Genomic DNA, 24,563 nt, shown 5'->3' with positions numbered 1-24,563 from the left:
ATTCGACGTGTATAGAAGAACTAATGTGTAAAATACTATGCTTAATAGTTGGTGATTTTTACATGAACAGGTAAAAGCACCACTTTTATCATCAGTAGAAAGTGAGGCAGCATTAGAATGAAAGCAACTGGAATTGTACGTCGAATTGATGATTTAGGAAGGGTTGTTATTCCGAAAGAAATTCGCAGGACTCTCCGTATTCGGGAAGGTGACCCATTGGAAATTTTTGTTGATCGCGATGGAGAAGTTATTTTAAAGAAATATTCTCCAATTAGCGAATTGGGTGATTTTTCTAAAGAATATGCAGATGCTTTGTATGATAGTTTAGGGCATAACGTACTTGTTTGTGACCGCGATTCAATTATTGCTGTCGCCGGCGTGTCCAAAAAAGAATACTTAAATAAAAGCGTTGGAGATTTAATTGAGAAAGCGATGGAAGAACGTAAATCGGTTGTCATGACAGACGAAAGTGAAATTTCGATTATTGATGGAGTGGCCGAAAAGGTACAATCGTATACAATCGGTCCGATTATCGCAAATGGCGATCCGATTGGAGCTGTTATTATTTTTTCAAAAGAAGCAATCATTAGTGATGTAGAACATAAAGCTGTGGATACAGCAGCAAGCTTCCTAGCAAAACAAATGGAACAATAAAGATCAACTAACCATCAGTGAGTGCTTTCCTCACAGATGGTTAGTTGATCCAATCCTACGGGCGGTTAATGCAATGTACCGTGGAATCATATATTTATGTAAAGGTAGCGTTTCGCTACCTTTTTTTATATGGTCACATTGAAAGTGGAAGGCCGTTTTTTTCTTTGTGATATAATACGTAGGATGAGTATAAGAAAAAAGGGAGATTGTATGGTTATGGAGACGAATAAGTACCAAGCTTTTTGGCGCGGAGCGATTATATTAACAATTGCGAGCTTTGTTACAAAAGTATTAAGCGCCTTTTACCGTATTCCATATCAAAATATAGCTGGTGATATTGGTTTTTATATTTATCAGCAAATTTACCCGTTTTACGGGTTTTGTTTAATTTTAGCGACATATGGTTTTCCAATCATTATTTCAAAAATGATTGCAGAACGTTTAGAGCGAGGAGAGCGAAAAGAAGCAGAGTCCATTATATGTATTTCTTTTTGGTTTTTATTGGCTATTGGGATTGTAGGATGTAGTGTATTGTTTTTTGGTGCACATACAATTGCATCTTTAATGGGAGATGCGAATTTGGAAAAGCTAATTTGCGTTATTGCATTTTCTTTTTTATTAATGCCATTTCTCTCGGTAGCACGAGGTTATTTTCAAGGGTTTGGAAATATGATACCAACAGCTATATCACAGGTAATAGAACAAACGATTCGCGTATCCATTATCGTATTCTTATCATTATTCCTTATCAAAAAAGGATTTGATTTATATACGGTGGGAGCAGGTGCTATGTTTGGCTCAATAGCAGGTAGCTTTATTGGTGTGGCTGTATTGCTGTTTTATTTGCGAAAGGATTTTTGTTCTATTTTTGTGCGAAATTTTAAAGGAATTTCCAATAAAAAGACCATTATTCGTACGTTGCTTTGGCAAGGGATTGCAATTTGTGTTAGTAATTTAGTGTTAATTTTTATACAAATGGCAGATTCTATTTCACTTTATAGCTTACTTGTTCAGAATGGAGAGCCAGTAGAAATAGCAAAAACGTTAAAGGGGATATACGATCGCAGCATTCCTCTTATGCAGCTTGGGACGGTTGTGACAACATCGTTTTCACTTTCTTTAATTCCAATGATTACAGCTGCAAAAGAGAGAGGAGATCACGTGTTCATTCGCGAAAAAGTACAGTTAGCAATTAAAATTACATTTGTAATTGGGGTTGCTGCATCATTAGGACTCGCGAGTATCATTCGTCCAACAAATATTATGTTATTTGCAAATGGCGATGGTTCTGTTGTGTTGGGGATTTTATCTATTTCTATTCTGTTTAGTTCATTAGCAATTACAACTGCATCTATTTTGCAAGGAGTAGGACAAACTGTAAAACCAGCTTTATTTGTTGTAATTGGTGCATGTGTGAAATTGTTACTCAATTATATATTCATGCCGCATTTTGGTGTAATCGGTGCAGCGATTGCAACTGTGATTGCGTTGTTGTGTATTGCCGTATTGAATAGTGTATTACTGATTCGAGTGGTTAATGAGCCACTTATGCAGAAAAAGCCTATTGTAGGTGTGACAATTGGAGCATTAAGTATGGTGTTAGTACTTGCTGGATGTATGTATATGTTTGAGTGGTTTGGATTACAAGCTAACGCGGAGCATAGAGGATTGGCAGCGATTCAAGCATTGCTATGTGTCGGTGTTGGTGGTTTACTATATGTATTTTTAATTTTAAAGCTACAAGTATTTACAGCGCAGGAACTTGGGACGGTTATGAAACAAGAAAAAGTACAAACTTCTTTGAAGAAGAGTGGATAGAGGTGGGCATTATGAAAAGAACAATTACGATTTTAGGATTAGGAGCTGGTGAGTTAGACCAGCTTACAATGGGCGTATATCGAAAAGTGAAAGAAGCGGCGCACATGTACGTTCGAACAAAAGAACATCCAGTTATAGAGGAGCTCGAGAAAGAAGGTGTATTATACACATCTTTTGATGGTGTATATGAAGCGTATGATACATTTGAAGAAGTGTATGAAACAATTTCTAACACATTGATTCAAAAAGCCAAGGAAGCTGATATTTTATATGCGGTTCCAGGTCATCCGCTTGTGGCAGAGCGTACTGTACAACTTTTGCTGCAAAAAGGAGAAAAAGAGAATATTGAGGTGCGCATCGAGGGTGGACAAAGCTTTTTAGACCCAATGTTTACAAGTTTGAAAATTGATCCAATTGAAGGGTTTCAGTTAATTGATGCGACGTCATTTGAAAGAGGACAATTAGAGCTTCGTCAGCACTTAATTTTCTGCCAAGTGTATGATGCATTTATTGCATCTGAGGTCAAACTAACATTAATGGAAATGCTTCCAGATGATTATGAAGTATATATCGTGACTGCGGCAGGAACATCATTTGAACAAGTGAAGAAAGTACCGCTCTATTTATTGGATCATGAGGCGGAGCTTAATAATTTAACGAGTGTGTATGTGCCGCCGGTGTTAAATCGACAATCATTGTATCAAGAATTTGCTGTATTACGTGATATTATTGCGGAGCTACGCGGACCAAACGGATGCCCATGGGATAAAAAGCAAACGCACCAAACATTAAAGAAATATTTAATTGAAGAAGCATATGAGGTATTAGAAGCTATCGATGAGGAAGATGACGATCATCTTGTTGAAGAACTTGGTGATGTTCTATTGCAAGTTATGCTTCATGCACAAATTGGTGAAGATGAAGGCTGGTTCTCGATTGATGATGTCATTCGCACATTGTCTGAGAAAATGGTACGTCGTCACCCTCATGTATTCGGAGATGTTAGTGTAGAGACGGCTGCTGATGTTGTTACGAATTGGGAAGAAATTAAGAAACAAGAAAAAGGGAATGTAAAAGAGTCTATCTTATCAGGCATTCCGAAAAGTTTACCTCAGTTAATGCGCGCTTATGAAATTCAAAAAGAAGCTGCAAAGGTTGGTTTTGACTGGGATAATATTAAGCCAATGATGGAAAAAGTAGATGAGGAATGGGAAGAATTTCAACGTGAAGTGACGGTTATGGATGAAGAGAAAATGTTATCGGAATTTGGGGATTTAATATTTGCATTTGTGAATATTGCTCGCTATTATAAAATCAATCCGGAAGAAGCACTTCATAAAACAAACGAAAAATTTATAAGCCGTTTTTTATATATGGAAGCAAAGGTTGCTAGTATGGAGAAGGAAATGAAAGATTTTTCTTTAAAAGAGCTTGATGCATTATGGGAAGAAGCAAAGCGAATAGAGAATGAATAAGGGGGAGTTGTTGTGCGTTTAGATAAATTTTTAAAAGTGTCTCGTCTTATCAAAAGAAGAACATTAGCAAAAGAAGTTGCAGATCAAGGACGAATTATGATTAACGGTCAAGTTGCGAAAGCAAGCTCAACTGTAAAGGCAGAAGATGAATTAACGATTCGTTTCGGTCAAAAAGTTGTTACGGTAAAAATTAACGAATTAAAGGAAACGACAAAAAAAGAAGATGCGGCAAACTTATATACCGTTGTTCGTGAAGAGAAAGTTCAAGTAAAGGCGGAAGATAGCTTGTTCTAAATAATTTTGTCCTCTCATACATTGATACTAGTATAAAGTTATGGGGGGATGGACGTGAACAAAGGATATTCAATGTCGTCTTCTAATCAACAAAATGTTACTGTAGAACATGACGTTGTAATGAGAGGAAGACGCGTTCTTGATATTACAGGAGTCAAGCAGGTGGAGAGTTTTGATAGTGAAGAATTTTTGTTAGAAACAGTCATGGGCTTTTTAACGATACGCGGTCAAAATCTACAAATGAAAAACCTTGATGTTGAAAAAGGACTTGTGTCCATTAAAGGGAAAATATATGAGATGGCTTACATTGATGAGCATCAAGGGGAGAAAGCTAAAGGATTCTTTAGCAAGTTATTTAAATGAGCTTAACGGTTCAATTATATACAATGCTTTCAATGATTGGGATGGGCGCTTCACTTGGAGCAGCTTTAGATACATACCATCGCTTTTTGAAACGTGGAGAGCGAAAGCGTTGGCTCGTATTTATCTATGATATTTTATTTTGGATTGTCCAAGCTCTTGTTGTGTTTTATGTATTGTTGCTTGTAAATGAAGCAGAGTTACGTATGTATGTATTTTTAGCTTTGTTGTGTGGTTTTGCTGCATATCAAAGTTTGTTAAAGTCATTGTACATGAAAGTATTAAATTTTTTGATTTACATTTTTGTTCAAACATTTTATTTTTGCGTTCGTGTTGTTCAGTTATTTATTGTTAAGCCAATTACGATTTTGATTCATTTAATTATAGCGTTTATGCTATTTTTATTTCGTCTTGTAGTTGGAGTTGGAACCGGGTTGTGGAAAGTTATTGTAGCGATATTGCGGTTCGTGTGGAAAATTATTTTCATCCCTGTTCGATTTGTTTGTTTTGTTATATGGAAACTTCTCCCTAGCCATGTTAAAATTTTTATAAAGAGACAAGCAGGACTTTTAAAATATTTCAAGAAAATGAAGAAGCATGTATTCCTAATTTGGGAACTTATAAAAAAGAAGTTAGGGGGACCTCGGAAATGAGGGAACTAAAGCAAAGGTATGTATTAGAACAGAATCCAAATTCTGTTAAAGAGCATATAATACAATCGAACGAAGGTAGAAGGCGCGTTTATCGTCGATTAGCTTTATTTTTGGCGTTTGCTTTTGTAGTTATTGTAAGTATTGGTGTGACATTTTATCAACAAAATAGTACGATTAACGCTAAAGAAACAAAAGTAAAAGAGTTGGAAAAAGAAACAAATGTATTAACGACGAAAGAAAAACAGCTGAAAGATGAAATCCAAAAATTGCAAGATGAGAATTATGTTTTAGAGATTGCTAGAAGAGATTATTACTTTTCAAAGCCCGGGGAGATAATTTTTCCCATTTCTAAGTAGTAGGTGTTGTATTGACACTATATTTTAAGATTATATATAATGAAGTAAAATTTGACTTTTTAACCACTAAGGAGGAGCGTTTTTTTTATGTCAATCGAGGTAGGCAGCAAGTTACAGGGTAAGGTAACAGGTATTACTAATTTTGGGGCTTTTGTAGAGCTTCCGGAAGGATTAACTGGTCTTGTTCATATTAGTGAAGTTGCTGATAATTATGTAAAAGATATTAATGATCACTTAAAAGTAGGCGATCAAGTAGAAGTAAAAGTTATTAATGTTGAGAAAGACGGTAAAATTGGTTTATCTATTAAAAAAGCGAAAGAACGTGAAAAAACAGAAGGTGAGCAACGCGATAATCAACGTGCTGGACGTCCTGGGCGTAATCGCTCTTTTAACAGAGACAATCGTGGTGGCGGTGACAACCGTAACCCAAAAGAAACATTTGAGCAAAAGATGGCTCGCTTTTTAAAAGACAGTGAAGATCGTTTAACTTCTTTAAAGCGTAACACGGAGTCAAAACGTGGCGGCCGTGGCGCTCGTCGCGGATAAAACTTGCTGTTTATTTTAAAATAAAGAGAAGCACCCAGAGTGTTCACTCAGGGTGCTTTTTTATGGTGAAAACAGCGTATAGAAAAAATGATAAAAAATATTTAAAAACATGTTGACTTAAAATGCTGTTTAAGATAATATATTAATTGTCCGTTAAATACGACATGGCGGTGTAGCTCAGCTGGCTAGAGCGTACGGTTCATACCCGTGAGGTCGGGGGTTCGATCCCCTCCGCCGCTATATATTTTAACGGCCCGTTGGTCAAGTGGTTAAGACACCGCCCTTTCACGGCGGTAACACGGGTTCGAATCCCGTACGGGTCATCGCTAAAAAGATCATGCAAATTATGCATGATCTTTTTTTGTCTTGTTATTGTGAACAGTTATTCTGCGCCTCGCAACTTTGAGTTGGAGATAATTGTTGGCAATTTCTAATCGGTGATAAAAATGATGGAAGTTTCACTTTATGTTAAGGAATTGTAAAGTTATGCGCTACTTCTACAAAAACAACTATTATTTTTTGAAAATTCAATAATCAAGTAAAGGATTTACGTGTAACTCTGTATATATATGGTACTATTTTGTATAAAAAGTCGAACAATTATTGTGTTGCAAACTGTTATTTTGACAAAAACTCCGCAACATACATTTTATAATTACAAGTAATAAAATATGCAGGTGGTGTTCAAAATATGCCAAGAACAGGAAGGAATACTGTTAATCCAAATTCTAGTGCGCTTGCTATAGGTCGTGGGCAAATGACAGCTGAAAAGTGGACAAGCAAATTAAGGATGAAATTGGAACAAATTTTCTTTCGTTGGGGATTTGTGGTTGCGTTGGTTGGTTTTCTTTTGGGACGAGCATATATTTTAACGAACATTTTACCGTTTGCTTTGCCATTTTTTGCTGCTGTATATGTGATGAAACGCGATAAAATGGCTCTTGCATTCCTAGCTGTAATGGCAGGTGCATTTTCGGTTTCATTAGAAAATTTATTCTTTGCCTTTGCATCTATATTTACATTCTTCATCTATAATATCTTCTTTAGTCGTTTTACAAGTAAGACGATTGGACTTGTACCATTTCAAGTATTTATTTCCGCATTAACCGCTCATCTTATCGTTGTTTATTTCGCGCAAGGATCAATTGGTATGTATGATTTGCTTGTTAGTACAATTGAAGCAGGATTAAGCTTCGTGTTAACAATGATTTTCTTGCAAAGTGTTCCTCTTTTAATAGAACGAAAAGGAAAACAGCAATCATTAGAAACGGAAGAAATTGTTTGCCTAATTATATTGCTAGCATCTGTATTAACGGGTACAACAGATTGGTTTATTTATGATTTATCAGTTCAGCATATTTTCACGAGATATTTAGTATTAGTGTTTGCATTTGTGGCAGGAGCGGCAACAGGTTCTACTGTAGGAGTTGTGACAGGTTTGATTTTAAGCTTAGCAAATGTAGCAAGTTTATATCAATTAAGTTTACTGGCGTTCTCTGGATTGTTAGGTGGCTTGTTGAAAGAGGGGAAGCGAATAGGGGTAAGTTTAGGTTTGTTAATTGGAACGAGTTTAATTACGTTATACGTAGATAAACAAACAAGTATTGTAATGACGTTATTAGAGTCAGGCGCTGCGATTACATTGTTTTTATTAACGCCTAAGTTCATCGTTGAACGTCTTTCCAAGTATATGCCAGGCACACAAGAGCATGCGAATGATCAACAACAATATTTAAGAAGAATGCGTGATGTTACGGCAAATAAAATTAATCAGTTTGCAAATGTGTTTGAAGCATTGTCTAATAGTTTTTCTATATATGGGTATGTAGAAGATGAAGATAAGGATACAGAGACGGATTTATTTTTAAGCACAATTACCGCCAAGACATGTCAGACGTGCTTTAAAAAGGATCAGTGTTGGGTTGTGAATTTTGATAAAACGTATGATTATATGAAGCAACTCATGAACGAAACGGAGGAAGGTACATTGCAAAATAATCGTAAATTGCTCCGTGATTTTGAAAAATATTGTGTGAGAGGAACGAAGGTAACAGGTTTGATAGATGATGAATTAGAGCATTTTTATGAAGGACAAAAGTTAAGGAAGCAAATGCGGGATAATCGTAGAATTGTTGCTGAGCAACTTATGGGTGTTTCGAAAGTAATGGCAGATTTCTCAAAAGAGATTCAAAAGGAAAGAGAGAATCATCAGGTGCAAGAGGAACAAATTTTACAAGCCTTTCGTGATTTTGGTGTAGAGGTTGAACATGTTGATATTTATTGTTTGGATCGGGGGAACATTGATATTGAAATGATGATTCCCGCTTCGTGTAATAAACATGGGGAATGTGAAAAGCTTGTTGCTCCGATGTTGACTGATATTTTACACGAGACGGTTGTTGTGAAACATGAAGACCAATCAGCGTATCCGAATGGTTACAGTACAGTATCTTTTGGTTCGGCTAAAACGTTTTCTATTGATACAGGCCTTGCTACAGCGGCTAAAGGAGGGGGATTTGTATCTGGTGATTCCTATGCCATGATGGAGTTAAGTGTGGGGAAATATGCGCTGGCTATTAGTGATGGGATGGGAAATGGAAGACGAGCTCACATGGAAAGTAAAGAGACAGTGAAGCTGTTGCAAAAAATATTGCAATCAGGTATTGATGAGGAGATTGCAATAAAATCGATTAATTCAATTCTCTCGCTGCGAACAACTGAAGAAATGTTTACAACATTAGATTTAGCGATGATTGATTTGCGTGATGCAAATGCTAAGTTTTTAAAGATTGGTTCTACGCCAAGTTTTGTAAAGCGTGGCAATCAAGTGTTTAAAATAGAGGCGAGTAATTTACCGATGGGAATTATTGAAGACTTTGAAGTAGATGTTGTAGGTGAGCAATTAAAATCCGGTGATATTTTAGTCATGATGAGCGATGGGATTTTTGAAGGTGCAAAACATGTAGAGAATCATGAAGTGTGGATGAAGCGGAAGATTAAAGAATTAGAAACGGAAGATCCACAAGAGATTGCTGATATTATTATGGAAGATGTTATTCGTACTGATAATGGATATATTAATGATGACATGACAATCGTGGTCGCAAAAGTAAAAAAGAATATGCCAAAATGGGCTACAATTCCTATTGTTAGTAAACAAGCGCAATAAAGTGAAACTTTAATCAGTGGGGGGCTTCATCCCCCACTGATTATTAGTTGAACTAATTAAGCTCCTATGGGCTTCATTCTCTCTTGATAAAAAGGGTGAGTTATTCTCTACGTTTCTCTTTTCGCTTGTCATAATTTTGAGAAGTGGAAATATCAGTATCTCTTACTGTTTTTTGATTTATAAAGAGGGAAATGACAAGGCCCAGGAATATACCTGAGGCCTGTTTGTTATACATGGAATATTTAATTTTGTTTATTTCTGTATGCAAAGAAAAAATTCATATGTAAGATAAATTGTGAAATTTATACATCTTTGTTTTGCAGAAAGCTTGTAAAAGTTGTACCATTATATCTGGGTATGCTATCGTTTTAGCTTAATGAAAGGTGATTGCAGCATTGAAAGATGAATTTGTTAAAAAGGTAGATGCTTTTGTAGAAAGGCATAATTTATTAGAGGCACATTCTACGGTTGTTGTTGGTGTATCGGGGGGACCTGATTCTTTAGCGCTTTTCTTCTATTTGTTAGAGAAGCGTGAAGAGAAGAAACTGCAAATTGTAGTAGCTCATGTTGACCATATGTTTCGCGGTGAGGAATCACAGGAAGATTTACGATTTGTGAAACATTTGTGTGAAAATCTTAATGTTATCTGTGAAGCAATACAAATTGATGTAAAGCAGTATCAAAAACAGAATCGAATGAGTGCACAAGTTGCGGCAAGAGAATGTCGATATGCATTTTTGGAAAGAATAATGAGAAAACATAATGCGCAATATGTAGCTCTTGGTCATCATGGTGACGATCAAATTGAGACAGTTTTAATGCGTCTTGTGCGTGGTAGCACTTCGAAAGGCTATTCTGGAATTTCTGCGAAACGGGCTTTTGATAAAGGTTTTTTAATTCGACCTCTGCTGGCAGTAACGAAAGAAGAGATTCTTGATTATTGTAAGAGAAAGGATGTTGTCCCTCGTATTGACCCTAGTAATACAAAAGAAACGTATACAAGGAATCGACTACGAAAATATGTTCTTCCTCATTTAAAACAGGAGAATCCAAATGTTCATGAGCGTTTTCAAGCTTTTAGTAAGTTTATGCAAGAGGATGAAGCGTATTTGCAGGAATTAGCTTTTGAAAAAATGAATAAAGTAATTAAGAAAAAAGATACAAAAAGAGTTGTCGTATCAATTCCTGCATTTGAATCTATGCCTATACCTTTACAAAGGAGAGGGATTCAACTAATATTAAACTATCTTTATGAATATAAAATTCCATCTTCGCTTTCTTCTGTACATATTAACAAGGTGATTGAGTTTTTCAAACGAACTCATCCTTCTGGTGTGCTTCACTTTCCGGGTGGGTTAGAGGTTGTTCGTACATATGAAGAATGTATTTTCCGTTTTGTTGAAGAAAAAGTTGTTTTTTCTTCTCATGTTTTACAAGTGCCTGGAAAGGTAACATTAGTAAATGGTGATGAGTTTGTAGTAGAGATTAGCAATTGTGTACCTAGTATGGTGAATGAGATGATGTTTGTTGCAAAATATAATGAAATAACATCTCCACTTATCGTTCGTCCGCGGGAAGATGGCGATCGAATGTCAATTCAAGGTATGAATGGTACGAAGAAGATAAAGTCTATTTTTATTGAGGCAAAAGTACCGAAGGAGAAAAGAGCAGACTGGCCAATTGTTTGTGATGCGAATGGAAATATTATTTGGATTCCGTTGTTGAAACGATCTGCATTTGCTATTTCGCGAGAAACAGTAGATAAGGATACATATATTATTATTCATTACAAAAGCAAGGAGTCTTCCAGGAGGATAATGAAATGATGAATCAAGATATTGAAAAAGTATTAATTTCTGAAGAGCAAATACAAGAAAAAGTAAGGGAATTAGGCGCAATTCTTGCAGAGGATTATAAAAACACGGTACCTCTTGCAATCGGTGTACTAAAAGGTGCAATGCCATTTATGGCAGACTTATTAAAGCGCACAGATGCATATCTTGAAATGGACTTTATGGCTGTATCTAGCTATGGTCATTCTACTGTTTCAACTGGTGAAGTGAAAATTTTAAAAGATCTAGATACTTCTGTAGAAGGACGCGACATTTTAATCGTAGAAGATATTATCGACAGCGGCCTTACATTAAGCTACTTAGTAGACTTATTTAAATATCGTAAAGCAAAATCTGTGAAGATTGTAACGTTATTAGATAAGCCAACTGGCCGAAAAGTTGATCTTAAAGCGGATTATGTTGGGTTTACCGTTCCGCACGAATTTGTTGTGGGATACGGATTAGACTATAAGGAACAATATCGTAATCTTCCTTATGTTGGTGTATTAAAACCGAGCGTATATTCCAATTAATAATATTAAGCATTACAATTGGATAGGAAAGTTTTTCTATGTTACTATTTACTATTATAGTTTGTATGCTGTGAGAGGAGGTTAGGGATGAATCGGATCTTCCGTAATACCATCTTTTATTTACTTATATTTTTAGTGGTAATTGGTATTGTGAGTTATTTTAATGGTTCAAAGCAAAGTATAAAGCCAATTAGCTACGATAAATTCATTGCTAAACTTGAAAAGGGTGAGGTTCGTAATGTACAACTTCAACCGAAAAATGGTGTATTTGAGGTAAAAGGACAACTAAGTACTGAGAGTCAGGAAAAACAGTTTGTAACTTATGCACCTAACACTGAAGAATTACAAAAGAAAATTAACGACAAAGCACAAGGTACAGAAGTGAAATATCAACCAGCAGAAGAAACAAGTGCGTGGGTAACATTCTTCACTTCCATCATTCCTTTTGTAATTATCTTCATTTTATTCTTCTTCTTACTTAACCAAGCGCAAGGCGGCGGTAGCCGTGTGATGAACTTCGGTAAAAGTAAAGCGAAGTTATACAATGATGATAAGAAAAAGGTCCGTTTTAGAGATGTAGCTGGAGCAGATGAAGAAAAACAAGAACTTGTTGAGGTTGTAGAGTTCTTAAAAGACCCTCGTAAGTTTGCGGAGGTTGGTGCTCGTATTCCGAAGGGTGTTTTATTAGTTGGACCTCCAGGGACAGGTAAAACATTGCTTGCACGTGCTGTTGCAGGTGAGGCTGGCGTTCCATTCTTCTCTATTAGTGGTTCTGACTTCGTAGAGATGTTCGTCGGTGTCGGTGCTTCTCGTGTACGTGACTTATTTGAAAATGCAAAGAAAAACGCACCTTGTATCATTTTTATTGATGAAATTGATGCGGTAGGTCGTCAGCGTGGGGCAGGTCTTGGTGGTGGCCACGATGAGCGTGAGCAAACATTAAACCAATTGCTTGTAGAAATGGACGGTTTCGGAGCAAATGAAGGTATTATTATCATTGCTGCAACAAACCGACCTGATATTCTTGACCCAGCGTTATTACGTCCAGGACGCTTTGACCGTCAAATTACAGTAGATCGTCCAGATGTAAATGGTCGTGAAGCAGTGCTTAAAGTACACGCACGCAATAAACCGTTAGATGAAAATATTAATTTGCGTGCTATTGCAACGCGTACACCAGGGTTCTCTGGTGCTGATCTTGAAAACTTATTAAATGAAGCGGCTCTTGTAGCAGCGAGACAAGATAAGAAGAAGATCGATATGAGTGATATTGATGAAGCAACGGATCGCGTTATTGCAGGTCCAGCTAAGAAAAGTCGTGTTATCTCTGAGAAAGAACGTAATATCGTTGCATTCCATGAGGCAGGACATACTGTAATTGGGGTAGTGCTTGATGAAGCGGATATTGTTCATAAAGTAACGATTGTGCCGCGCGGTCAAGCTGGTGGATATGCAGTAATGCTTCCGAAAGAAGATCGTTACTTCATGACAAAGCCAGAATTGCTTGATAAAATTACGGGTCTACTTGGTGGACGAGTGGCTGAAGAAGTTGTATTTGGAGAAGTAAGTACAGGAGCTCATAATGACTTCCAACGTGCGACCGGAATAGCTAGACGCATGGTAACTGAGTTTGGTATGAGTGATAAGCTTGGACCAATGCAATTCGGTAGCTCACAAGGCGGTCAAGTGTTCTTAGGAAGAGACTTCCATTCTGAGCAAAACTATAGTGATGCAATTGCACATGAAATTGATATGGAAATGCAAAGCATTATGAAAGAATGTTATGCTCGTGCAAAACAAATTCTTACTGAAAACCGTGATAAACTTGATATTATTGCAAATACGTTGCTTGAAGTAGAAACGTTAGATGCAGAGCAAATCAATCATTTATGTGAACATGGTACATTACCGGAGCGTAAAACATCTTCTGAAAGTGATGTAAAGGTAAACATCACAATGAAAAAAGAAGATGAAGTGCCAGAAAATAAAGAAGAACCGAAGGAGTGACAATTGTCGCTCCTTTTTTCTTTGCGGTATAGCCGGGCTTAAACATTGAAAAAAGGAAATGGATTTTTGTAAAATGGTGAGGATAGGAAAGCTGAACATGTGTATAAATATGGTATGATGAGGTTATAAAATAAAACTTCTAGCAGCGGGATAAAGTGAAACTATAATCAGTGGGGGTTTACTTCATCCCTCCACTGATTATTAGTTGAACCAATCGGGCTTTTACGGGCAGTTGTCTCACACCTATCTTCTTCGCTTCTCTCTGAATCATGAGGTGGGGGGGGCTTACTGCCCACGAATAGCGGGATAAATTCTGTACATATTGCACAAATATACATTAAATAAGATAAGTGGTGAGAATATGATTTTTGTATTGGATGTAGGGAATACAAATGCGGTACTTGGTGTGTTTGAAAATGATAAACTTCTTCAGCATTGGCGTATGGAAACAGATCGTCATAAAACGGAAGATGAATATGGAATGCTTGTGAAACAATTACTTGAACACGAGGGGATTACTTTTCATGATATAAAAGGAATTATTATTTCTTCTGTTGTACCGCCTATTATGTTTGCTTTAGAGCGTATGTGTGAGAAGTATTTTAAAATTAAGCCTCTTGTAGTTGGACCTGGAATTAAAACGGGCTTAAATATTAAGTATGAGAATCCACGTGAAGTGGGGGCTGATCGTATTGTAAATGCGGTAGCTGGTATTCAGTTATACGGAAGTCCTCTTATTATTGTCGACTTTGGAACAGCAACTACATATTGTTATATTAACGAGCATAAGCATTATATGGGTGGGGTAATTACACCTGGCATTATGATTTCAGCAGAAGCATTATACAGTAGAGCAGCAAAGCTTCCTCGTATTGAAATTACAAGACCAAGTAGTGTCATTGGAAAGAATACAGTAAGTGCAATGCAGGCGGGTATTTTATATGGTTATGTTGGACAAGTAGAAGGTATTGTAAAGCGAATGAAAGAGGAAGCTAAACAAGAACCGACTGTTATTGCAACAGGTGGGTTAGCGAAATTAATTGCAGAGGAATCGAACGTTATTGATAATGTCGATCCGTTTTTAACGCTTAAAGGTCTATATATGTTATATGAGCGTAATGCGAATTTACAACAAGAGAAAGGTGAATAAATGAAAATGAAAGATTATTTGGTAAAAGCGCTAGCGTTTAATGGAGAAGTGCGTGCCTATAGTGTTCACACAACAAATACAGTGAGTGAAGCACAAAGACGTCATGATACATGGAGAACTGCTTCAGCAGCACTTGGTCGTTCTTTAACAGCAGGTACAATGATGGGTGCGATGTTAAAAGGTGATCAGAAGCTTACAATTAAAGTTGAAGGTAACGGTCCTCTCGGTCCAATATTAATAGATGCACATGCAAATGGGGATGTACGTGGTTATGTAACAAATCCGCATGTTGATTTTGAAGCAACAGAACAAGGGAAGCTACGTGTATATCAGGCTGTAGGAACAGAAGGGTTTTTAACAATTATTAAAGATATCGGTATGCGTGAGCCATTTATTGGTCAAGTTCCACTTGTGTCTGGTGAGTTAGGAGAAGATTTTACGTATTATTTTGCTGTTTCTGAGCAAACGCCTTCTTCTGTTGGTGTTGGAGTTCTTGTGAATGGTGACGATAGTATTTCAGCTGCGGGTGGCTTTATTTTGCAAATTATGCCGGATGCACAGGAAGAGACAATTGCAGCCCTTGAAGAGCGTTTGCAAAAAATCCCACCGGTTTCTAAACTTATTGAACAAGGTCTAACTCCTGAAGAGTTGCTGTATGAGTTGTTAGGGAAAGACAATGTGAAAATTTTAGAAACAATGGATGTACAATTTAACTGTACATGTTCTCGTGAGCGTATTGAAAGCGTATTAATAAGTTTAGGTAAAACAGAATTAACGCAAGTGCGTGATGAAGAAGAAGAGACGGAAGTGCATTGTCATTTTTGTAATGAACGATATAACTTTTCTAAAGAAGATATAACAAAATTAATAGAAAGTTTGTAAGTAAGAAAAAGGTTATTTGTCTATTTAAAATCATCTAAATAGATTGACAAATAACCTTCTTTTTGACAAAATGTACATAAATCCAATGAAAATACTTGGTGTTAGGAGTGACGGAGATGCGAGTGGCACAATCAATTTCAGAATTAATCGGAAAAACGCCGATTGTTAAATTAAACCGCATTGCAGAAGAGGATAGTGCAGATATTTATTTGAAATTAGAGTTCATGAACCCTGGGAGTAGCGTAAAAGATCGTATTGCTTTAGCGATGATTGAAGTTGCTGAGAAACAAGGATTATTAAAAGAAGGCGATACGATTATTGAGCCGACAAGTGGAAACACAGGAATTGGTTTAGCGATGGTAGCAGCGGCAAAAGGGTATAATGCGATTTTAGTTATGCCGGAAACGATGAGTGTTGAACGTCGCAATTTATTACGTGCTTATGGAGCGGAATTAGTGTTAACGCCAGGATCAGAAGGAATGGGCGGGGCAATTCGTAAGGCAACGGAGTTATCGAAAGAACATGGATACTTTATGCCTCAACAGTTCCAAAATGATGCAAACCCAGAAATTCATCGTTTAACTACAGGTCCGGAAATTGTTGAGCAGATGGGTGAACAATTAGATGCATTCGTTTCAGGTGTTGGTACAGGTGGAACAATTACGGGTGCTGGTGAAGTATTAAAAGAAACGTATGAAGATATCAAAATTTATGCCGTAGAGCCTTCTGATTCCTCGGTATTATCAGGCGGAAAACCGGGTCCTCATAAAATTCAAGGTATCGGTGCTGGATTTGTTCCTGGAACGTTAGATACAGATGTATATGATGAAGTTATTCAAGTAAAAGCAGAACAAGCATTTGAATATGCAAGAAAAGTAGCGCGCGAAGAAGGGATTTTAGTTGGTATTTCATCTGGAGCAGCTATTTATGCGGCGACAGAAGTTGCAAGAAAACTTGGAAAAGGCAAGAAAGTACTTGTCATCATTCCGAGTAATGGTGAGCGTTATTTAAGTACACCACTTTATCAGTTTGAATCATAAGTTTTAATATATGGAAAGCATTCCTCAAAAAAGGGATGCTTTTTCTTTTTTCGTTTGAAAATAGGAAAAGAGTGAACGACTAGAAAACTTCATGTAAAATAAGTGTTAGTTGAACCAAATCGGGTTTCTGCGGACGGTTCAATATTTTTAACCGATCGTTAGAACAGGATAAAATAAGACGAGGTGTTTATATGCAGCGACGAAAATCTTTAGCTATTTCAGTTCCGTACCAGTTAGACTTTTTTAAACAGTATAAGTTCCTTTCGCAAAATAAACCTCATCATATCATTTTAGAAAGTGGCCGCGGGGGACGTTATAGTATTGTTGGACTTGACCCTGTAGCGATTGTTCGTGGGAAAGATGAAACACTACATATATGGGAAAATGGAGAGGGAACAATAGAAAAGGGGAATCCATTGCACCTAATGCAACAGTATATGGAACAATGGAAAACAGAACATAATGATGCGTATCCGCCGTTTCAAGGTGGCGCAATTGGTTATTTCAGTTATGATTGTATCCGCTATATTGAGAAAATACCTTCTCTTGCAGAAGATGATGTAAATGTACCAGATATATTTTTCTTATTGTTCGATGACGTATTTGTTTATGATCAGAAAGAACGAATGTTATGGATTATTACTCATTATACAAATGATGAGAAGCAAGCAAAGTGGCACTTAAATGAATTAAAAGAACTTTGGTTACAAGATGTGCCGGAAGTGACAATGAAGTTTATTCCGCCTGAAACAAATAAAGAAGCAGTCTCCTTTACGGAAACAGGGTTTGTTGAGGCTGTTGGGCGAATTCAGGATTATATTAGCGCAGGAGATGTATTTCAAGTGAACTTGTCTACAAGACAAGAAAAAACATTGCAAACGCATCCGCTAGAAATTTATACAACGCTTCGTGAAATTAATCCTTCTCCGTACATGGGTTATTTAGAATTTGGAGATTTTCAAATTGTAAGTGCTTCACCAGAGTTATTAATTAAAAAGCAGGGTAATGAAGTAAGTACCCGCCCGATTGCAGGTACACGCTCTCGCGGGAAAGATGAACAAGAAGATCAAAAGCTTGCAAAAGAGTTAATTGAAAATGAAAAAGAGTGTGCAGAACACGTTATGCTTGTTGATTTAGAGAGAAATGATTTAGGGCGTGTTTGTGAGTATGGAACAGTAGAAGTGGATGAATTTATGGTAATTGAAAAATATTCCCACGTTATGCACATTGTTTCAAATGTACGCGGGGAATTACAGCAAGGGAAAGATGCTTTTGATGGTGTGAAGGCTGTATTTCCGGGTGGGACGATTACCGGAGCGCCGAAAATTCGGACGATGCAAATTATTGAAGAGCTAGAACCAGTTCGCCGTGGTATTTATACGGGTTCAATTGGTTGGATTGGCTATTCAGGGGATATGGAATTAAATATTGTCATTCGTACGTTACTTGCGAAAGATGGACAAGCGTATGTACAGGCAGGAGCGGGAATTGTTATTGATTCTAATCCGAAAAATGAGTATAAAGAGTCGTTAAAGAAAGCAATAGCATTATGGCGTGCGAAAGAAAGTAGCGAAGAAACGGTTAGGTGAGAGAAATGATATTAATGATTGATAATTATGATTCCTTTACGTTTAATTTAGTGCAATTTCTTGGAGAGTTAGGGCAAGAACTTATCGTCAAACGTAACGATGAAATTACAATTGAAGATATTGAAAACATGCAGCCTGATTTCTTAATGATTTCCCCTGGGCCGTGTAGTCCGAATGAAGCAGGGCTCAGTATGGATGTGATTCGTCATTTTGCAGGGAAAATTCCGATTTTTGGTGTTTGTTTAGGGCATCAATCGATCGCGCAAGTATTTGGAGGGGATGTTGTTCGTGCGGAGCGTTTAATGCACGGGAAAACGTCCTTAATGCATCATGATGAGAAAACAATCTTTGCTGATATTCCAAATCCATTTACAGCAACGCGTTACCATTCTTTAATTGTAAAAAAAGAAACATTACCAGAGTGTTTGGAAGTAACATCTTGGACAGAGGAAGGAGAAATTATGGCGCTTCGTCATAAAACATTACCAATTGAAGGTGTACAATTCCATCCAGAATCTATTATGACTTCCCATGGTAAGGAATTGCTGCAAAACTTCATCCGTCATTACAGCCGGAGTACTTCTGTATGTTAATTTATGTGAACGGTGCATTTGTAGACGCGAGTGAAGCTAAAATTTCTCCTTATGATCATGGGTATTTATATGGTCTTGGTGTATTTGAAACGTTCCGTATTTACAATGGGCACCCTTTCTTGCTAGATGATCATTATGAGCGGCTTATGACCGCTCTTTCGTCATTACATATTGCATGGAAAATGACAAAAGAAGATGTAAAAAGCATTTTAAAAGAGTTGATGGTAAGAAATCATTTGCAAAACGCGTATGTTCGTTTTAATGTGTCTGCAGGTAGCGGGGAGATTGGCTTGCAGACAGATATGTATGAAGAGCCTTCTGTTATTGTTTTTATAAAGCCTTTACCGGCTCCTAGTGAGGTAATAGAAAAAGAAGGAGTCATTTTAAAGCAAACACGCAATACGCCAGAAGGAGAGTTTCGTTTAAAGTCACATCATTATTTAAATAATATTTTGGGAAAACGTGAGATTGGGAATACAACTTCGAAAGAAGGAATTTTTCTTACAAAGGAAGGGTATGTTGCGGAAGGGATTGTTTCGAACCTCTTTTTTGTGAACAATGACATATTGTATACACCGTCACTACAAACCGGAATTTTAAATGGGATTACTCGTGCTTTTATAATAGCGGCTGCTGAAACTTTGGGGCTCAAGGTAAGAGAGGGATTATTCTTACAAGAAGAGTTACTTACAGCTGATGAAGTGTTTATTACGAATTCCATTCAGGAAATTGTCCCGATTTGGTGCATTGGAGAAACGCATTTCCCAGGTAAAGAAGGATTGGTTACAACTAAGCTTTCGCGTGTATATGAAACGTATCGTGAAAAGCTTTGGAGCAGAAATGAATTGTTAAAAGGAGATGTCTAATATGCAGTGCGGTGAATATACATTAGACTTAAATGAAAAGACGTTCATTATGGGGATTTTGAATGCTACACCTGATTCTTTCTCTGATGGTGGTAATTATAATGAAGTAGGAGCAGCTGTCCGTCATGCAAAAGAGATGGTAATGAACGGCGCGCATATTATTGATATTGGCGGAGAGTCTACTCGTCCTGGTTTTGCTAAAGTCTCAGAAGAAGAAGAAGTGCAACGTGTTGTACCAATTATTCAAGCTGTATCGGGGGCAGTAGATGTTCCTATATCTATCGATACGTACAAAGCGGAGGTTGCAAAACAAGCTATTGAAGCTGGTGCACATATTATTAATGATGTTTGGGGAGCAAAAGCAGAACCAGAAATTGCAAAAGTAGCGGCGCATTATAATGTACCGATTATTTTAATGCATAACCGCGGGAATACTAATTATCGAAATCTGATGGCGGATATGATTGCTGATTTGTATGAGAGTATTACAATTGCGAAACGTGCAGGTGTACGTGATGAGAATATTATTTTAGATCCAGGTATAGGGTTTGCAAAAACATTTGAACAAAATTTAGAAGTAATGCGAAATCTAGAACAGTTGAAAGTGTTAGGGTATCCGCTTCTTCTTGGAACTTCTCGAAAATCATTTATTGGTCATGCGTTAGATTTGCCTGTAGAAGAACGTTTAGAAGGAACTGGTGCAACGGTTTGTCTTGGCGTTCAAAAAGGCTGTGAAATTGTACGCGTTCATGATGTGAAAGAGATGTCCCGCATGGCGAAGATGATGGACGCTATGTTAAGGGGGTAAAAGGTTTGGATAAAATTTTTGTTCATGATATGGAGTTCTACGGTTACCATGGTGTATTTCCTGAAGAAAATAAATTAGGGCAGCGTTTTAAAGTGGATTTAACTGTAGAATTAGATTTAAAGCGAGCTGGAACGAGTGATAACTTAGAGCATTCCGTAAATTATGGAGAGTTATACGAGTTATGTAGATGTGTGGTGGAAGAGAAAACGTATAAACTTGTGGAAAGCATTGCGGAAAATATTGCGGCAGATATATTAGAACGGTACGATTGTATTATGAATTGTATTGTAAAAGTTATTAAACCAGATCCACCAATTCCAGGACATTACCGTGCGGTGGCGGTGGAGATTGAGAGAGGGCGTTCATGAATAGTGTAGTTTATATTGCTTTGGGTTCGAATATGGGTGATCGCTATACGTATTTATCACAAGCGATAGAGTTGTTGCGGGCACATCCAGCTATTGAGGTTGAGGATGTATCATCTGTTTATGAAACAGATCCAGTTGGATATGCAGAACAAGACCAGTTTTTAAACTTAGTTATAAAAATTTCTACCAATTTATTGCCTCAAGAATTATTGATGGTGACGCAAAAAGTGGAGGATAAACTAGGAAGAAAAAGGGAATTCAAATGGGGACCGCGTACCATTGACCTTGACATTTTGCTCTATAATCACGAAAATATTGAAGCAGAGAATCTTGTTGTTCCGCATCCGCGGATGTTTGAAAGAGCTTTTGTTATCGTTCCGTTGATGGAAGTTAATCAAGAAATTAACCGAAACATTTCACGTTCACAAGTAGAAGAAATGAAAAGGCGAGAGGGAGTAACGGTATGGAAGCAGAGAAATGGGGAAGACGCATTCGCGCTTTTCGTAAACTAAAAGGCTATACACAAGAAGGATTTGCGAAAGAGTTAGGGGTATCTGTATCGGTTTTAGGTGAAGTTGAGAGAGGGAATCGAGTTCCGTCTCGGGATTTTGTTGCAGAGGTTGCAAAGACGTTAAAAGTTTCAATAGAAGAATTAATGCCGAAGTAGGGATAATGAAGGGAGGCAATCGGGTGTTAAAGATTGCAAACATTGAAATGAAAAATCCGGTTGTACTAGCGCCGATGGCAGGAGTATGTAACTCTGCATTCCGTTTAACGGTAAAAGAATTTGGTGCAGGATTAGTATGTGCGGAAATGGTAAGTGATAAGGCGATTTTATTTAACAATCAAAAAACATTAGATATGCTATATATTGATGAGAGAGAAAAGCCATTAAGTCTGCAAATTTTCGGTGGGGAAAAAGAAACGCTTGTAGAAGCTGCAAAATATGTAGATAAAAATACAACAGCGGATATTATCGATATTAATATGGGATGCCCGGTGCCGAAGATCACAAAATGTGATGCAGGTGCAAAGTGGTTGCTTGATCCGAATAAAGTGTACGAAATGGTAGCGGCGGTGGTAGATGCAGTCGAGAAACCAGTGACGGTAAAAATGCGTATTGGCTGGGATGAAGATCACATTTTTGCAATTGAAAATGCTCAGGCAGTTGAACGTGCGGGCGGTCAGGCGGTTGCTGTTCATGGTCGTACTCGTGTTCAAATGTATGAAGGCAAAGCGGATTGGAATATTATTAAGCAAGTAAAACAAGCTGTCAATATTCCTGTTATCGGAAACGGTGATGTAGAAACGCCGCAAGATGCTAAGCGCATGTTAGATGAAATTGGCGTAGATGGTGTAATGATTGGGCGTGCAGCGCTTGGTAATCCATGGATGATTTACCGTACAGTGAAATATTTAGAGACTGGTGAATTAATGCCGGAGCCATCTGTGCGCGAAAAAATTGACGTATGTATGTTGCATTTAGATCGTCTCATTGATTTGAAAAATGAAGACATCGCAGTTCGAGAAATGCGCAAACATGCAGCTTGGTACTTAAAGGGCGTTCGTGGTAATGCAAGAGTGCGCAATGAAATTAACGGTTGTAATACACGTACGGATCTTGCTTCTTTATTGACAGCGTTCGTAGAAGAAGTAGAAGCGAAACAAAAATCTATTCAAGTTGGATAATAGTAAGCGGTAGAAGGAGTGTTTGACATTCCTGTTTTTACTACCTATAATTACGTCTAAGAAATAAGAACTGCCAGCGCGTTGCTGGCAGTTTTTCTAGTTGGATAGAAAATGATATACTATATATATTGTAAATTTTAATAGAGCTGGAGTGATATCAATACCATGGATAACATGAACCACGAAGAATTAAATGACCAATTGCTCGTTCGTCGCGAGAAGCTACATAACTTACGTGAACAAGGAATCGATCCATTTGGTAAACGTTTTGAGCGTACGCATTCAACGAAAGAATTGTTAAGCTTGTATGGAGAACTTTCTAAAGAAGAGTTAGAAGAGAAAGAAATCTCTATTTCGATTGCTGGCCGTATTATGACAAAACGCGGTAAAGGAAAAGCGGGCTTTGCGCATATTCAAGATTTACATGGCCAAGTTCAAATCTATGTTCGTAAAGATACAGTTGGTGATGAGCAGTATGAACTATTTAATACAGCTGATTTAGGTGACTTAGTAGGGATTGAAGGGAAAGTATTTAAAACGAAAGTTGGAGAACTTTCAGTTAAAGCAACTGTTTTTACTTTACTAACAAAATCTCTTCGTCCACTTCCTGATAAATATCATGGATTAAAAGACGTTGAACAGCGCTACCGTCAACGTTACTTAGATTTAATTACGAGCATGGAAAGTCGTGAAACATTTGTAACTCGTAGTAAAATCATTCGTGAGATGAGAAGATACTTAGATAACAATGGCTATTTAGAAGTAGAAACACCGATGCTGCATGCAATTGCAGGCGGAGCATCTGCGCGTCCGTTTATTACACATCATAATGCGTTGGATATGGAATTCTATATGCGTATTGCGATTGAGTTGCATTTAAAACGCCTAATTGTGGGTGGATTAGAGAAAGTATACGAAATTGGTCGTGTATTCCGTAATGAAGGTGTATCAACTCGTCATAATCCTGAATTTACGATGATTGAATTATATGAAGCGTATGCAGACTATAAAGATATTATGAAGCTAACAGAAAACATGGTTGCTCATATCGCGAAAGAAGTTTTAGGTACAACGACGGTTCAATATGGTGAATATGAAATTAATTTAGAGCCAGAGTGGACAAGACTGCACATGGTAGATGCAATCAAACAATATTCTGGAGCAGATTTCTGGAACCCGATGAGTGTAGAAGAAGCTCGTGCATTAGCGAAAGAGCACGGTATAGAAATTAAGGATACAATGGAAGTTGGTCATATTATTAATGAGTTCTTTGAGCAAAAAGTAGAAGAACATTTAATTCAACCTACATTTATTTATGGTCATCCGGTGGAAATTTCTCCTCTTGCGAAAAAGAATGAAGAAGATCCACGTTTTACAGATCGTTTTGAGTTATTTATTGTTGCTCGTGAACATGCGAATGCATTTACAGAATTAAATGATCCGATCGATCAAAAAGAACGTTTCGAAGCGCAGTTAAAAGAGCGTGAACAAGGTAACGATGAAGCACACATGATGGATGACGATTATATTGAAGCACTTGAGTATGGTATGCCTCCTACAGGTGGGTTAGGAATCGGTATTGATCGTCTTGTTATGTTATTAACGAATGCGCCGTCTATTCGTGATGTATTACTATTCCCGGCAATGAGACATAAACAAGACTAAGCTTTGGAGTTTTCTCCAAAGCTTTTCTTTTTATATTATTTTATAAGGTGAAAAAAATTATAAAAAAGCTATTGCATTTTAATTTATGAACTGGTATATTTATATTCGTTGTCACGAACGGCAACGAGGTCAACAACTTGGAAATAAAAAAAGTTGTTGACAGAGAAATAACAAAATGTTATATTGTTAAAGTCGCTTTGAGCGGCGGATAAGTTC

24 protein-coding genes and 2 tRNA genes are annotated in these 24,563 nt (G+C 37.2%); all 26 read left to right on the top strand.

The window, feature by feature from the left end:
* Window positions 1–117: 117 nt before the first annotated feature.
* The 26 genes from spoVT to lysS all read left to right on the top strand — a co-directional run bounded on the left by spoVT (window position 118) and on the right by lysS (window position 24,347).
* Window positions 118–654, top strand: coding sequence for a stage V sporulation protein T (gene spoVT, locus V7024_RS14750; protein WP_335521256.1), 537 nt, complete (start codon window positions 118–120; stop codon window positions 652–654).
* Window positions 655–870: 216 nt separating this feature from the next.
* Window positions 871–2,472, top strand: a complete 1,602-nt coding sequence (locus V7024_RS14745) for a putative polysaccharide biosynthesis protein (protein WP_335521254.1) — start codon at window positions 871–873, stop codon at window positions 2,470–2,472.
* Between the two features lie 11 nt (window positions 2,473–2,483).
* Window positions 2,484–3,947, top strand: coding sequence for a nucleoside triphosphate pyrophosphohydrolase (gene mazG / locus V7024_RS14740; RefSeq protein WP_335521252.1), 1,464 nt, complete (start codon window positions 2,484–2,486; stop codon window positions 3,945–3,947).
* Between the two features lie 12 nt (window positions 3,948–3,959).
* On the top strand, window positions 3,960–4,241 hold the full coding sequence (locus tag V7024_RS14735) for an RNA-binding S4 domain-containing protein (protein ID WP_020062143.1): 282 nt from the start codon (window positions 3,960–3,962) through the stop codon (window positions 4,239–4,241).
* A 54-nt stretch (window positions 4,242–4,295) separates the two neighbouring features.
* Window positions 4,296–4,604 carry a sporulation protein YabP gene (yabP, locus tag V7024_RS14730; RefSeq protein WP_020062142.1) on the top strand — a complete coding sequence of 103 codons (309 nt, stop codon included), beginning with the start codon at window positions 4,296–4,298 and terminating at the stop codon, window positions 4,602–4,604.
* Window positions 4,601–5,254, top strand: coding sequence for a spore cortex biosynthesis protein YabQ (yabQ, locus tag V7024_RS14725; RefSeq protein WP_335521250.1), 654 nt, complete (start codon window positions 4,601–4,603; stop codon window positions 5,252–5,254). Before yabP ends, yabQ begins: the two co-directional genes overlap by 4 nt.
* Window positions 5,251–5,610 (top strand): FtsB family cell division protein, encoded by a 360-nt coding sequence (locus tag V7024_RS14720; protein WP_335521248.1) that lies wholly within the window; start codon window positions 5,251–5,253, stop codon window positions 5,608–5,610. Before yabQ ends, V7024_RS14720 begins: the two co-directional genes overlap by 4 nt.
* 87 nt (window positions 5,611–5,697) lie before the next feature.
* Window positions 5,698–6,156: a S1 domain-containing RNA-binding protein gene (locus tag V7024_RS14715; RefSeq protein ID WP_335521246.1), complete on the top strand. Its 459-nt coding sequence runs from the start codon at window positions 5,698–5,700 to the stop codon at window positions 6,154–6,156.
* A gap of 166 nt (window positions 6,157–6,322) precedes the next feature.
* Window positions 6,323–6,396, top strand: a tRNA-Met gene (locus V7024_RS14710).
* A gap of 11 nt (window positions 6,397–6,407) precedes the next feature.
* A tRNA-Glu gene (locus V7024_RS14705) sits at window positions 6,408–6,479 on the top strand.
* A 368-nt stretch (window positions 6,480–6,847) separates the two neighbouring features.
* Window positions 6,848–9,325, top strand: a complete 2,478-nt coding sequence (gene spoIIE / locus V7024_RS14700; protein ID WP_335521244.1) for a stage II sporulation protein E — start codon at window positions 6,848–6,850, stop codon at window positions 9,323–9,325.
* A gap of 395 nt (window positions 9,326–9,720) precedes the next feature.
* Window positions 9,721–11,151, top strand: a complete 1,431-nt coding sequence (gene tilS / locus V7024_RS14695; protein ID WP_335521242.1) for a tRNA lysidine(34) synthetase TilS — start codon at window positions 9,721–9,723, stop codon at window positions 11,149–11,151.
* The gene (hpt, locus tag V7024_RS14690) at window positions 11,148–11,690 is read left to right on the top strand and encodes a hypoxanthine phosphoribosyltransferase (RefSeq protein WP_098917470.1); all 543 of its coding nucleotides are present in this window, start codon (window positions 11,148–11,150) and stop codon (window positions 11,688–11,690) included. Before tilS ends, hpt begins: the two co-directional genes overlap by 4 nt.
* A gap of 87 nt (window positions 11,691–11,777) precedes the next feature.
* Window positions 11,778–13,697, top strand: coding sequence for an ATP-dependent zinc metalloprotease FtsH (gene ftsH / locus V7024_RS14685; protein WP_335521239.1), 1,920 nt, complete (start codon window positions 11,778–11,780; stop codon window positions 13,695–13,697).
* Window positions 13,698–14,058: 361 nt separating this feature from the next.
* A complete protein-coding gene (locus tag V7024_RS14680) occupies window positions 14,059–14,847 on the top strand; it encodes a type III pantothenate kinase (RefSeq protein ID WP_335521237.1) in 789 nt (262 codons plus the stop codon).
* Between the two features lie 6 nt (window positions 14,848–14,853).
* A complete protein-coding gene (gene hslO / locus V7024_RS14675; protein WP_335521236.1) occupies window positions 14,854–15,729 on the top strand; it encodes an Hsp33 family molecular chaperone HslO in 876 nt (291 codons plus the stop codon).
* 116 nt (window positions 15,730–15,845) lie between these two features.
* Complete coding sequence (gene cysK, locus V7024_RS14670) at window positions 15,846–16,769, top strand: cysteine synthase A (protein ID WP_335521234.1); 924 nt, start codon at window positions 15,846–15,848, stop codon at window positions 16,767–16,769.
* Window positions 16,770–16,960: 191 nt separating this feature from the next.
* Entirely contained in the window at window positions 16,961–18,358 is a 1,398-nt protein-coding gene (trpE, locus tag V7024_RS14665) for an anthranilate synthase component I (protein WP_335521232.1), read from the top strand.
* A 5-nt stretch (window positions 18,359–18,363) separates the two neighbouring features.
* On the top strand, window positions 18,364–18,951 hold the full coding sequence (gene pabA / locus V7024_RS14660) for an aminodeoxychorismate/anthranilate synthase component II (RefSeq protein ID WP_335521230.1): 588 nt from the start codon (window positions 18,364–18,366) through the stop codon (window positions 18,949–18,951).
* Window positions 18,945–19,817, top strand: a complete 873-nt coding sequence (gene pabC, locus V7024_RS14655) for an aminodeoxychorismate lyase (RefSeq protein ID WP_335521228.1) — start codon at window positions 18,945–18,947, stop codon at window positions 19,815–19,817. Before pabA ends, pabC begins: the two co-directional genes overlap by 7 nt.
* Window positions 19,810–20,625 carry a dihydropteroate synthase gene (gene folP, locus V7024_RS14650; protein ID WP_335521226.1) on the top strand — a complete coding sequence of 272 codons (816 nt, stop codon included), beginning with the start codon at window positions 19,810–19,812 and terminating at the stop codon, window positions 20,623–20,625. Before pabC ends, folP begins: the two co-directional genes overlap by 8 nt.
* A gap of 5 nt (window positions 20,626–20,630) precedes the next feature.
* Complete coding sequence (gene folB, locus V7024_RS14645; RefSeq protein ID WP_335521224.1) at window positions 20,631–20,993, top strand: dihydroneopterin aldolase; 363 nt, start codon at window positions 20,631–20,633, stop codon at window positions 20,991–20,993.
* Window positions 20,990–21,505, top strand: a complete 516-nt coding sequence (gene folK / locus V7024_RS14640; protein WP_335521223.1) for a 2-amino-4-hydroxy-6-hydroxymethyldihydropteridine diphosphokinase — start codon at window positions 20,990–20,992, stop codon at window positions 21,503–21,505. Before folB ends, folK begins: the two co-directional genes overlap by 4 nt.
* Complete coding sequence (locus V7024_RS14635; RefSeq protein ID WP_098917460.1) at window positions 21,457–21,660, top strand: helix-turn-helix domain-containing protein; 204 nt, start codon at window positions 21,457–21,459, stop codon at window positions 21,658–21,660. Before folK ends, V7024_RS14635 begins: the two co-directional genes overlap by 49 nt.
* Window positions 21,661–21,683: 23 nt before the next feature.
* Window positions 21,684–22,682 (top strand): tRNA dihydrouridine synthase DusB, encoded by a 999-nt coding sequence (dusB, locus tag V7024_RS14630; RefSeq protein WP_335521220.1) that lies wholly within the window; start codon window positions 21,684–21,686, stop codon window positions 22,680–22,682.
* Window positions 22,683–22,847: 165 nt separating this feature from the next.
* Entirely contained in the window at window positions 22,848–24,347 is a 1,500-nt protein-coding gene (gene lysS / locus V7024_RS14625) for a lysine--tRNA ligase (RefSeq protein ID WP_335521217.1), read from the top strand.
* Window positions 24,348–24,563 lie beyond the last annotated feature (216 nt).

This window comes from Bacillus sp. JJ864, from assembly GCF_036963045.1.
Taxonomy (GTDB): Bacteria; Bacillota; Bacilli; order Bacillales; family Bacillaceae_G; genus Bacillus_A; species Bacillus_A pseudomycoides_C.
This window is presented reverse-complemented; position numbering and strand designations above follow the sequence as displayed.